Origin of the sequence: Acholeplasma oculi, assembly GCF_900166985.1 — a bacterium.
In the GTDB taxonomy this organism is placed as follows: Bacteria; Bacillota_I; Bacilli_A; order Acholeplasmatales; family Acholeplasmataceae; genus Acholeplasma; species Acholeplasma oculi.
Map to the genome: position 1 here is coordinate 22,700 of NZ_FUZK01000004.1, position 12,944 is coordinate 35,643.

12 protein-coding genes are annotated in these 12,944 nt (G+C 31.5%); 2 read left to right on the plus strand and 10 right to left on the minus strand.

Annotated features, from left to right (window positions below):
- The first annotated feature begins 105 nt into the window (after positions 1-105).
- On the plus strand, positions 106-231 hold the full coding sequence (locus B5X49_RS07800; protein WP_281491757.1) for a hypothetical protein: 126 nt from the start codon (positions 106-108) through the stop codon (positions 229-231).
- A 311-nt stretch (positions 232-542) separates the two neighbouring features.
- Here the strand turns inward: B5X49_RS07800 and B5X49_RS06880 are convergent, their stop codons facing one another.
- From B5X49_RS06880 to B5X49_RS06905, 6 genes are all read right to left on the minus strand, one after another.
- Entirely contained in the window at positions 543-1,061 is a 519-nt protein-coding gene (locus tag B5X49_RS06880; protein WP_045749887.1) for a hypothetical protein, read from the minus strand.
- 23 nt (positions 1,062-1,084) lie between these two features.
- Positions 1,085-1,576, minus strand: a complete 492-nt coding sequence (locus tag B5X49_RS06885) for a polymorphic toxin type 24 domain-containing protein (RefSeq protein ID WP_045749888.1) — start codon at positions 1,574-1,576, stop codon at positions 1,085-1,087.
- A 196-nt stretch (positions 1,577-1,772) separates the two neighbouring features.
- Positions 1,773-2,336 carry a DUF6560 family protein gene (locus B5X49_RS06890; protein WP_045749889.1) on the minus strand — a complete coding sequence of 188 codons (564 nt, stop codon included), beginning with the start codon at positions 2,334-2,336 and terminating at the stop codon, positions 1,773-1,775.
- Between the two features lie 11 nt (positions 2,337-2,347).
- Positions 2,348-6,598 (minus strand): RHS repeat-associated core domain-containing protein, encoded by a 4,251-nt coding sequence (locus B5X49_RS06895; RefSeq protein ID WP_045749890.1) that lies wholly within the window; start codon positions 6,596-6,598, stop codon positions 2,348-2,350.
- Positions 6,599-6,671: 73 nt separating this feature from the next.
- Positions 6,672-7,388 carry a YebC/PmpR family DNA-binding transcriptional regulator gene (locus B5X49_RS06900; protein ID WP_045749891.1) on the minus strand — a complete coding sequence of 239 codons (717 nt, stop codon included), beginning with the start codon at positions 7,386-7,388 and terminating at the stop codon, positions 6,672-6,674.
- Between the two features lie 6 nt (positions 7,389-7,394).
- Positions 7,395-7,934, minus strand: a complete 540-nt coding sequence (locus B5X49_RS06905; protein WP_045749892.1) for an inorganic diphosphatase — start codon at positions 7,932-7,934, stop codon at positions 7,395-7,397.
- Between the two features lie 258 nt (positions 7,935-8,192).
- Here B5X49_RS06905 and B5X49_RS06910 point away from each other — a divergent pair, with 258 nt between their 5' ends.
- Entirely contained in the window at positions 8,193-8,606 is a 414-nt protein-coding gene (locus B5X49_RS06910; RefSeq protein ID WP_045749893.1) for an OsmC family protein, read from the plus strand.
- Between the two features lie 9 nt (positions 8,607-8,615).
- Here B5X49_RS06910 and B5X49_RS06915 read toward each other — a convergent pair whose 3' ends face one another.
- The 4 genes from B5X49_RS06915 to B5X49_RS06930 all read right to left on the minus strand — a co-directional run bounded on the left by B5X49_RS06915 (position 8,616) and on the right by B5X49_RS06930 (position 12,935).
- On the minus strand, positions 8,616-9,737 hold the full coding sequence (locus tag B5X49_RS06915; RefSeq protein WP_045749894.1) for a glycerophosphodiester phosphodiesterase family protein: 1,122 nt from the start codon (positions 9,735-9,737) through the stop codon (positions 8,616-8,618).
- Positions 9,734-10,570 carry a bifunctional 5,10-methylenetetrahydrofolate dehydrogenase/5,10-methenyltetrahydrofolate cyclohydrolase gene (locus tag B5X49_RS06920; protein WP_045749895.1) on the minus strand — a complete coding sequence of 279 codons (837 nt, stop codon included), beginning with the start codon at positions 10,568-10,570 and terminating at the stop codon, positions 9,734-9,736. Before B5X49_RS06920 ends, B5X49_RS06915 begins: the two co-directional genes overlap by 4 nt.
- Positions 10,567-12,153 carry a formate--tetrahydrofolate ligase gene (locus B5X49_RS06925; protein ID WP_045749896.1) on the minus strand — a complete coding sequence of 529 codons (1,587 nt, stop codon included), beginning with the start codon at positions 12,151-12,153 and terminating at the stop codon, positions 10,567-10,569. The genes B5X49_RS06920 and B5X49_RS06925 overlap by 4 nt, the downstream gene beginning before the upstream one ends.
- Before the next feature lie 83 nt (positions 12,154-12,236).
- On the minus strand, positions 12,237-12,935 hold the full coding sequence (locus B5X49_RS06930; protein WP_045749897.1) for a YaaA family protein: 699 nt from the start codon (positions 12,933-12,935) through the stop codon (positions 12,237-12,239).
- Between the last annotated feature and the right edge of the window lie 9 nt (positions 12,936-12,944).

Here is a 12,944-nt window from a genome sequence, read left to right on the forward strand (position 1 = left end):
TTGTTTATCAGTTTGAAAGAATAATTTGTTTTATTAACATGGTTGGCAAATAGCCTTAATGAAGCCATACTCCAACTTGGATTCACCCCAGTACCAGTAGTAGAAATGCTTGTACTGACTAATGCTCTAAATCGACCAGCTGAGTTATTTACACTTACAAATTATATCCGACGCTATTTAGGTACATCACTGGATTATTCCCACAATAAGCATATAGGTTCAATCCATTGATATATATAACTATATATTATTTACTTCATTATACCTTAATCTAAATAATTGACTTGTATAATTATAAAGGTAATCAATAAAAAAGAGTACAGATTACTGTTAAGAATTTAGGATTCTTATTTATACAGAATTATGTACTCTTTAGACGTTCTTCATTTTAAATACCATATTAAATACAACTTGTTCATACTTAACACCAGAACAGTTAAGTCCGCGATAACGTGACTATTTATATAGCCACTTTCCGCATAATAAGAATACAAACTTCTACCATCCTATAATTCTCTTTTTCTTAAACGATATCTGGTGCTTTAAACTCGATTTGGATTGTTGGAGTAAACATACCTTTTTTTATTCATTTCTTTGAAAAAGTTGTATGCAAAGGATTCCGAACTCCAATCAACTTTTGTATAGTCTATCAAGTATGTGTTTGAGCCCAACTCTGTATTAAATATTGTTATTTTTTCTACATTATCAATTTGTAGTAATTTATCAAATATCCGTCTTAAACTGTTTAATCTTTCATATAATTCCACACTTAAAATCGGTGTCTCTTTTTGTTGATTCAGCTTAGTATACTGCAATGAAAAGAAAATATCGTTATGCATATAATCATCCGGACGTATATTTGGATTTATATCATAATGCAAGCTAAAATCACATAGAATGTCAAAAAAAATCTCATTTGATTCTAAAGGTGAAACATGAAGAGGAAAAGGTACCTTATCATCAGGAATATCAAATATAACCCATATCTTCTCCTGTTCAAAATTATTAATTTTAGATGGTTTATACTTAAATTTAAGTTTTCCCCATGTGAGCACACCCATTTCCGTCTCCCACCTATTCTTGTCTATATATACCACCAGTGAATTTTCTTAGTCCAGTTTATATATCTTATCAAGTTTTTTACTGGTTGTCCGTTCTTATTATACGCATAAATGACTTTATGCGGTGTTGAAAAACCCCCATGTGATCTCCCAACGTAGTCTATACGCCAACTTTGATTTCCTTTACCGTTGTATTGAGTAACTCTCATTGGTGACCCATCATTTGAATTTTGAATATATCTTGTATATTTTTTTCCTGTATTTGGTGTACTTGATGTTCCAGTTCTAGTCATATGTTTTTTATAAATATTCCCACCAACAGTTGTAATTGTTGACAGAATATTGACCCCAATATACAATCCATTATACAACTCATTGTCCCATCCAGTAGAATCTTGAATCCAATTATCACTAGTAAAATGCTGTAGTATCTCTGCACCACCAAATGCAATAGTCGCAATTCCTGCTATTATGCCTACTGTACCAATAATCCATCCGACCGGACCAAAAGCCATTAAACTAATTCCATTGTTGATTGCACCAATGCCATTAGCACTTGTTCCAGCACCACCAACAAGTTGATGTCCAAATATTTCTTAGTATTCTTTTAAAATCTACAATTGTATAACCAATCATAGTATGACTTGATTTTCGTATCATCTTTTCTGTGAAACATTAGGTACAAATTGTAGGTATTTCTGGTACTATTACCTATAAGCGATTTTTATTCTTGCTTTTTTTGTTTTGTGTTTGGTCCAAGGCTGATTCAATTTTAATATTCATTTCTCTTATTCTCTCCATAAATAAATTATAGCCTGGAACGGAATTAGAAACTGAAAACAGTTTTTTGTCTTTGCATACCTTGTATGATGTTGTCCCATTCGACCAAGTAACTTCTTGCAGTTTTTTTATTTCGAAAAACGTGTAACTTCTTGTCTTTCCAAATATCGGAGTTACGGTTATCGTATCTTCTTTAACTACGATCTTTTCTCTGATAAAAGCATAAACACCGAAAAGAAATAGAACTATAAAAGGTATCACTAAAATATTAACCCCCAGTCTCACTTCGTCAAAAATATTCAACAAGACTAAAATCAAAATCAATCCTATTGAAGTAAAAAGTGAAACCCATGCCCAAGTCAACGAATAGCACATGATAAAATCTTGCTTGTTCATCTTTACTTCTTTTTTTAAGTTAGATTTTCTCAATAACCCAAACACTAGTGGAGTAACTATACCAACCATTAAGGGAACTATTGTTAAACTCAAATACATCATATTACCTCCTAAACAAAGATATACGGAAAAGTCGACATCGCTGCAGAATTAATACTTGAATAGATTCCATATCTTATAAAAGGATTTACGTTTGTTATTAAATCCTTTATAGTTGCAAGCGAAGTACCCTTAAATGCATTCCTCATACTACCTTTTAACGCGGTCGATCCCATGTTTCTTGCATGTCCTTGCAATTGCTGTACTGCCAATGATTTAGCCTTACTACCTTGATTAAAAATTACCTCGGCTTTATTACTTAATATTGCATTGCTTATTCCTCGCGCTGCAACGTTAGCAAATCCACCAATTCCAATAGCCAAGGCTATTGACCACGGATTACTAAAATCAACTGTACCTGTAATTGCTCCTGATGCCAAACTTCCGGCAGCACCTAGCGCAAAGGTTCCAACCCAACTTAGAAAACCCGTTCCAGGTATCGGTATTGCTGTTAACGCTCCTGACACAGCTCCGCTTAATGCTGCTAATCCAACTTTGTTCCAGTCGTTTAAGTCACCTTCAAAAATAATCTGCCTACCTATTTCAAATCCTCCGCCGACAACACCACCAATCAAAGCTCCAATTAAAATAGTTCCTAGTAAGACAGATACCGCAATGGTTCCGTTCCCATCAGAATACATCACTGGATTATTCCCACAATAAGCATAAAGATTTAATCCATTGATACTTTCAACACTTAAATAGCTTGGATCATCTGGTGTAATAAATCTTCCTATGCTTGGATGATAATACCTAGAATTTAAATAATACATCTTTGTATCTTGATCATATATATATCCTTTATAGATATATATATTATGATCTTTTAATTTGGATGCTACGACCAAGTCATTTAATGTCATACCTTCTGTTTGAACATCAATACTTGGTTCACCAAATCCGTTATAGGTATATGAAACAAATACCTTACCTTCTAAATCTATTATACCCATAATACTACCAAAGATATCTCTTTGGTATATATAGTCTACTTCATTATACCTTAATCCAAATAATTGACCTAATTCATCATAATGATATTGAATCGTTACAGTATCTTCAGTAGCACTATCATGATACTTAGATTGTATCACCTTGTTACCTTCCAAGGTGTATACAGTTGATAAATTATAGAGTTCTTTCTTTATACGTATCCCTTGATCGTTATATGTATATAGATGATTTCCATAACTAGATACTTCTCTTCCTTTATAGGTAATTACTTCTCCATCTATTGAAGATGGAAAGAATGGCGTTTGAGTACTATAAGATAAATTACTTTCTTTTTTAAATACAGTTCCTTCAAATTCAGTTATTTTATTCAATCGATTTTTAATACTATCTGAGTATGTATAAACAAATCGATTTACTATACCTGTATGATCTTCAACTGATTTCTCTAAGATGTTTCCATCCATGTCATATGCATATGTATATGACTTCAAACACTCATTTTGATTGTTATAAAAACTTTCCTTAACTAACCTTTTAAAATCATCATAAACATATGATTTCATTTCTAGTATATCATTTTCATTTTCAATATGTACAGAAAAAATAAGATTTCCTAATTCGTCATATGAATAAATATATTGAGTACCATCTATCATTGTTTCAATTGTTGGTGTTAAATTAAGTTTGTGATCTTCTTCATAATATTGATATTTTTGTTGTAGGTTATTGTATGTTTTGGATTTGATTCTCCCAACATCATCATAGATCTTACGATAATGTATGGGAGCTACACTAGAATAAACTGATGTTTTCAATTCCTTGTCATCAAGTTCATTGATCTTATCTTGCTTATCATATTTATAATTTATTAGGTTGGTTCCTATTAAAACATCTTTTTCTTTAGGTACGCCTAAATCAGTATGTTGATATGATAATTTGCTATCTAAAACTCCATTTTTCATGGTTTCTATTTTTGATAGATGATTTCTGGTATCGTAGTCCATGTTTAAAATCATATCTATGTGATGATTTTGAACTTTTGTTAAAAATCCATAATCATCATATGTATACTTACTTTCAAGATTCTGATTATAAAATACATCCGTTAATCTTCCTTCTTCATCATATACATAATTATGTTTGTTGCTTGAAGATAAACCACCATACTGAATTTCACTTACTAAATCTGTTATATGATTATTGATGAATGTTTCATACTTGTATTTTTCCAATATTTGATCATCAATTCGAATTAAATTGACTAAATCATACATCGTATAGCCATACTCAACCATTGGTTTGTATACATTTGAAATGGTTTGAATTTTATCTGTGTTGGTATACTTAAATCTAATATCTTCCTTTAGATGATTCAACTGTTTGGTAAGTTTAGACAATCTTCCTAGTTGATCATATGCTTTATATTGTCCTAGACCGCTTGGATCTACAACATCTACCAAGCGATTGAATCGATCATAAGTATATAGAGTGTGTTCACCCAACTCATTTATACTCTCACTTAAAAGATTCGTATTTGGAGTATATAGATACTCTTGAGTTTTAATTCTTCCTTTTACATCAATAAATGTTTCTTTAATGACATTTCCTGATTCATTAAATTCCTTGATTGTTTTACTACCCTTTGATAATGACTCCATACGTGAAGGTTGTCCATCTGGATAATATTGAAACTTAATATAATCCCCTGATGGATATGTCACTTGGTCAATTGAGTTATACTGATTATATTCAATCACCGGATTTCCGTTTGCTGCAATTATCTCATTAAGTTCTTGATTGACTTTATAGACTCGTACATCATGAACTAAGATAGCATGTGTTTGATTATGATAATTTATACTCAGTAAAATACTGTTGTAGTTTATGTTTGTTTCAAACTCAAATGTAAACACTTGCCATCCATTGTCATATGGGATTATTTCCTTGGTTAAATGATAATCACTTGCAGTATCACTTATAAATGTCATAGAAAGCGTCATCCTACTTCCGATTAACCCATTGATCCAAAGAGATGCAACAAAACAATCATTTTTACTTCCAAAAACTTGCATTGTTTGACTCATTCGTTTAAGGTTACTACCTGGTTTAAATTCAAATGCATGTTGATTGGCTATTCCATTAACTGTCTGATTATGAATAACACGGTCATTTTGCAAATCAAACACTTGCCAGTTTAATGGAATACCATTCACATCTATTTCTTTAAAGTCAGCATTTTTTATATAATTATACCTATTATCTGAATGATACTTAGATTTGTTGTTATCTTTATGGAGCACCGTGAAACGTTTACCATCCATTACTCTGGTCATATGATTTCTAGCATCTAGGTAACCCGTTGTTTGTCTATTAAACTGATCATTAATTATGAACTTTTTCTTAACCAGATCAAAATTATAAACGCGTGTATACGTCAATTTATCTATATGTTCAATTCTTTGTACAATGTTTGTTGTTGTATTTGTGTAAAATATTTTAATTTTTTCTTGTGTAATTAAGTTATTTATCTCACTTACTCTATATGTATTTAAAACAGTTTCATAGGTAAAAACTAAATGATTCATCAGTATTTTTTCATCGGATGTTACGATACTCTTATCCCAAAGATATACCTTGAATTCAGTCAATCTGTTGGAAACATATGTGTTTTCAACATGTATTTTTTCATTAAGAAAATACAATGTTTTGAGTTTTTGATTTTCTTCAACAACATCTACTTGATCCGTTTTAATCGTATTCAATGTGTATTGTCCATTACTACTCCAATTATGGATAACTCTATGAGTTTGTTGATGCATGCTATGCATACGAATAACCCAATGATTGTAATGTTTTACATAAGTTATGAAGTTTGAGCCTGCATATAGATCGTATTTGTCAGAGAATTCTACAAGCAGCCATCTTTGATTATCAACATACGCCAGATATCCATAACTAAATGGTGCAATCTCAGCTAATCTAAAACAAATCTTATCCCCATTATAGTTTATTAGAGTGATCGTATCTTTTACTTTAATAAAGTCATATTCATATATGGATTTAAACTTGTAACCTAATAATCCCTCACCATTTCTCCCTAATTGTCCTCCAAAAGTAATAGGTGTATAGTTACTTGAGGAACTAAATTTCGGTAGTTCAAATGTAAACTCTCCTGTACTCAAGTTCACATTACCAAACGAGCCATCCTTAAAATGAATGGAGTCATTAACATCTTTAGATACATATATGTTTTCATATTCAATCTCAATACACTCTATACATTTTGATAAATACACAATAAATTTCAAATAAAAAAACTCCTTTTTAAGTCTCTAATCTTTCTTTAGGTAACTTAATCCAGGAGTTTTTATTTATTGTTTATTAATTTTCTATCACTACATTATGGTAAACGTTGCTGACATCATCTAATTCGTCCAGTCCATTAACTAGTCTTTCGAATTTAGCAAACTCATCAGCATCTTTGATTTCTACTGTTGTCATAGGTAGAAATGCAATCATTTCTTGAGTTGGTTCTAAATTTACTTCTTTTAAAGTGTCACCAATTTTTCCATACTCGGATGGTTCTGCATAAATAGTAACAAACTCATCTTCCACTTCTACATCTAAAACGTTAATATCATTTTCAAGTAAAACTTCTAAGATTTGATCTTCGGTTGCTTTTACTTCAAATACTGCACGGTGTTCAAATTGGTGTAGTACAGAACCAGAAACACCTAACTTACCATATGCTTTATTAAATAAAGTTCTAACATCGGATAATGTACGGTTTGTGTTATCTGTTAAACATTCAACAATAATTAAACTATTACCAGGTCCAAATCCTTCATATCGGATTTCAGTATAGTTTTCATCACTACCACCTTTTGCTTTATCAATCGCTCTTTTAATAATATCTGCAGTGACTTGTTCTTTTTTAGCTCTTTCAATCACACGTTTTAATGTTTGATTGGTTTCAGGGTCTGGTGTACCTGACTTTGCAGCCATATAGATTTCTCTTCCAAATTTTGAATAGACTTTAGATTTGGCAGCTGCTGTTTTTGCCATTGCGACTTTTCTAACTTCAAACGCTCTTCCCATAAACTTTTACTTCTCTTTCTTTGATATATAAACTTGATACTGTTCAATAGATTCTTTAATCACTTTAATAGCTTCTTCACGGCTTTCAATATCTAAGATGTATGTTCTTTTGCCTTCAAGTGATTTATACACTTCAAAAAAGTGTGAAATTTCTGATAATAAATGATGTGGTAAACCTTTTAAATCTTGAAACTGAGTCATGGATGGATCACCAAATGGTATGGCAATGATTTTTTCATCAACTTCATCACTGTCAATCATTTTAATAACACCGATTGGATAACATTCAACCAAAGACATCGGTTCAATGTCTTCTTGACATAGTACGAGAACATCTAGAGGGTCATTATCTCCCGCATATGTTCTTGGAATAAATCCATAATTTGCTGGATAATGTGCAGATGTATAGAGTACTCTGTCTAGAATAATCATTCCAGTTTCTTTATCCAATTCATATTTTTTCTTACTTCCCTTTGAAATTTCAATACAGACAACAAAACGCTCAGGCGTTATGCGTGATGGATTGATATCGTGCCAAATATTCATATTATCACCTTTTTTTATCTCGTAGCAAACTTATTGTAACACTATTTTTATGATTTTTCTATCTCTATTACCCATTATCTTTATTCAATCGTGTTTTTCATGATGTTTTTATGGTTGTATCAAAGAAAAGAATCCCGGATTCGTCTATCAGATTTTCTTTTATATTTATATAAATCCCACCTATTAATGATGTGATTCGCTCTAGTTTTTTATAGAGTCATGATATAGTAATACTATATTTATTTAAGGAGTTTAGCGATGAAAAAAATATATGAAACAACGCTTACAAATCACCAAGGCACAAGAGGTCAAGTTGATGCAGATAATGGGTTTAGTGTTTTATTATCCCCAGTTTTAGAAGCGGATAAACATCATACAAATCCAGAACAACTTATTGGTTCTGCTTGGGCAACCTGCCTAAATGCAACCATTATATCCATCTTGAAAGCTAAAAATCTAAACTCAAAATCTAAAGTGGACGTGACGGTAAAACTCTTTTTCGATGAAAAAACACGTTATCATTTTACGTTGGATGCGGTCGCATCCATCGAAAATATGGACTTATCCGAGGCAGAAAAAATTGTTCAAACTGCACACCGTTTTTGTCCTGTATCTAAACTGATACATGATAATAAAGGTGTAACAATTTCTGTTACACCTTATCTGATTTAAATTATTGATTTATGTGTTTTGTTCTAGTTCTTGAATTACTTGGATTAAGTAATCTGGTCTATCTGTAATGATACCGTCTGCACCATTTTGGATTAATAACTTCATGGTCTCTTTATCATTCACTGTCCAGTAAAGTACTGCCATATTTTTTCTATGCGCATCATTTATAATTTGTTGATGCATGAGGTTTGCTCTAAACACACCTTGATCATCTTTTATAGCAATACTATCTCTAATAAAGCCTGGTAACATAGATAAAAGATTTGCAGTTCCACCTGTTATACTCATAGATTCAGGAATTGGTAGAATTAATACCTCTGATTTAACACCCCAGAAGAAATCTATATGGAATGCACTAAAGATTGAAAACATCGTGACTTCAGAAGTTGCAGCATTGATGTATAAATCTGGTGCATTTTCTTTAAAATAAGTTGTTACATCATCAGAAAATGATGCAAGTACCACATTAGCTTCCAATTCATAGAGTTCAACCAAATCTATGAGTGTTTGAGCAGCCAGTTCAAAATCATGTATATTTTCATCATATCCTTGTGAAGACGGTGAATCCTTGATTTCTAATATGTATAATACATCACTACCAACATTCATAAAGATATCTTCTAATTTAGCAGGTATCATTTTAGACATAATTTGTTCGTCTGTTTCGTTTTTAAATGGTTCTATACCTTTTAAAGGATCATAATCATAATCTGCTGGATACATAAAGTTTCTTGCAAGATAGTAATCATCGGTTTCATATTCGGTGATAATCTCTTGATACGTATAAAGTCTAATAAGTTCATCATTTAAATAAGAATCATCTGACATCTCAAGTTCTAAATCATGGTGTGAGATTAATATGTTATCCTTGGTCAATGCTAAATCAATTTCAAGCACGTCTGCTTGAAATTCCTGAACCAACATATCATATGCATAAATTGTATTTTCAGGTGCTAAGTCTTTAGCGCCTCCATGCGGTATGATTAAAGGATATTTTCCATCTTTTCTAAAAAGGTTTGTTCCTTCAACATTAGAAAACGTCCATGGTGAAAAGTTAAATATTGAAATTGTTACAACAATTGAAAGTATCACAATAAGTGTGATTTTTAAGAATCTCCAAATAAACTTCATGTATTTTTATCTCCCTTTAAATATAATTCATATAAATTATGAGCCAGTGCTGAAATCGTCATCGGTCCAACCCCTTTAGGTACTGGTGTGATATAGGATGCAATCGGTGCTACTTCATCAAAGTCCACATCACCTACTAATTTGTTATCCACTCTATTTATACCTACATCAATAACTACAGCACCGATTTTAACCATGTCTTTAGTTACAAATTTAGGTTTTCCTAATGCTGCTACTAAAATGTCTGCTTGTTTCGTTAGCTCTTTTAAATTCTTAGTTTTAGAATGCGTTACTGTAACGGTTGCATTTCGGTCAATAAACATTTTAGAAAGCGGCATACCGACAATTTGACTTCTACCAATAATGACAACATGCATACCTTCAATGGGTATATGATAATGATCTAATAACATCATAATTCCTTTAGGTGTTGCAGGTCTTATACCTTCTCTTTTTTGAAAGAGTAATCCTTGATTCATCGTATGAAAACCATCGACGTCTTTATTAAAATCAATCAACTCCATCAGTTGAACTTCATTTAAATGTTTAGGTATAGGAAGTTGTAATAAAATACCATCTACTTGATTGTTTTGATTGAATGAAGTGATTAACTGAATCACTTCATCTTCTAATACAGATTCATCCATATGGTTTATATGAACTTCCATTCCCAATTGACTTGCTTGTTTCAGTTTTGAGTTTACATAAGTATGACTTGCTGGGTCATCTCCAATAAGTATAATTTCAAGTCTTGGTTTTCTATTTAATCTTAAAACCTTTTCTTTTAATTGTTCATTTAAAATGTCTGCTGTTTTTCTTCCGTCTAGGATCATGATATCAATTCTCCTTCATCATTTATTTTAAAATCTAACGCTCTTGGATGTTCATTTAGACCAGGCATAGTATTAATACCTTTGGTTAAACAAACAATTTGCTTAGCACCATTTGAAATTTTAACATCACTAATTTCTAATATAAAGTCTGAAGGTCTTCCTTTAAGAAGTGGGTTTCCCGATAAAGAAAGTGGTGTTTTTGCAATACAAACAGGGTAATTAAAATCTTTATACTGTTTGAGTTTATTGATCGCTTTTTTGGAAAGTTCAACGGCATTTGCACCATATAGTTCTTTTGCAATTTGAGTTATTTTTTCTTGATGCGGTATGTTGTTATCATAAAGTGGTTTAAAATGACTTTTTTTACTTAATGTATCTATGACAAGTTTTGCTAACTCTTTTGTCCCATCTCCGCCTTTCATAAATCCTTCTGAAAGGCCTATTGGAACTAGCATTTGATGTGCCCATTCATATAAAATATCAATTTCACTATCTAAATCATTGGGGAATTTATTGATAGCAACCACTGCATTTAATCCAAATTTTTTGACATTCTCTATATGTTTTTCTAGGTTTGTTAAGCCTTTTTTGAGTGCTTCTATATTCATTTCGTCTAAATTAGATTCATCGACTCCACCGTGAAGTTTGAGTGCTTTAATGGTTGCAACTAATACAACAACACCTACCTGTTGAATGAGATGAGGCTGTTTGATATGTAGAAATTTTTCCATACCTAAATCTGCACCAAATCCAGCTTCTGTAATGACATAGTCTGAAAGTCTTAATGCAGTATTGGTTGCAATAACACTGTTACATCCGTGTGCAATATTTGCAAATGGTCCAGCATGAACAAGTGCAGGTACCATTTCTTTAGCAAATACTAAGTTTGGCTTTATTGCATCTTTTAATATCATTGCGAGACTATCCATACATTCTAAATCTTTAACAAATAAATCCTTACCATCTTCATCAACACCAATTAAGATGGAATTAAGTCGATCTTTTAAATCTTTAAAATCTTTTGCAAGTGCAAGTATTGCCATCATCTCAGATGCGGCTGTTATATTAAATTTATCTTCTCTTTGTGTCGTTACGACCGTTCTTAATGAGCGGTCATTACAATCTAAAGCTCTTTGCCAGTAAATGGTTTTAAATTTAAGTTTATTACCAAAATAAATATGATTATCAATGAGTGCTGATAATAGGTTATTCGCTGCAGTAATTGCATGTAGATCACCATTAAAATGCATATTAATATCCAGTGCAGGTTCTAACTCAGACATACCCCCACCTGTTGCTCCACCCTTCATACCAAAGACTGGCCCCATTGAAGGTTCTCTTAATGCCAGCATAACGTTTTTACCAAGTTTCTTAAATCCTTGAGCAAGACCTATAGAAACCGTTGTTTTACCTTCTCCACTTGAAGTTGGATTAATTGCTGAAACCAATATCAATTGTCCAGGTTTTTGATTGACGAGTCTTTGATTGATTTTTAAATCAATTTTAAATTTATCAGAACCATAGATAATGATTTCATTTTCTAAAACATTTAAATTATCTTTTAAGTATTGGATTTTTGTCATAAAAATCCTCCTACAGTTATTATCATACTTATTATACTAAAATAATAAGAATTTATTTCTACATACACAATAGAGGATATAATTTATTCGTTCTTCTTATAATCCACATGATATCCATGGACAAACTTCCTATATCCTTCAAATTGTTCAGGTAAATCACTTACCTTATGTATTTGATGACTTGCAAGATATCTTAATAATTTTCCTCTGAGTTGTTTATTTAAAACACTAATTCTTTTACAAACTCCTTCCTTACAGTCTATAAAGGAAAGTTCATAAAATGGAACTGTATTTGCGTCTATTAAGTTATCAAACTCTCTGGATGTTAAGCTTAAAACCTCTTGATTAAGGGATTTTAAATACTGATTAACTTTATGTTTCCAAATGTTTTTATACTTGCTATCTATGTGAAAATCCAGTCTGTAGGGTTTAATACCATCCTGTGGTCTGATGATTCCATAGAGTGCATCAATAACATACACATGTCTATGAATATAGGATTTTTCTATTTCATTTAAGGACATGTAGTCTAATGATTTATATGCTTCTCCTTTAAATAAAGAAAAGGACTGAAGTGGTGCATTATCGTCAAAAGAATGATAATAATCATATGCAGTTTCTAATAGATTAGAACTAAGTTGAAAAGCCTTTTGAAATTGAGATTTCGAAAGGCTTTTGATTTCATTAATAATAGATTGAGTTAATAATTCATCAAAGAGTTTTAAAGGTTTTTTTACTGCATCCCTGTGAAAAGTCTTGGATGGTGCAAATAATATCAACATGTTATCACC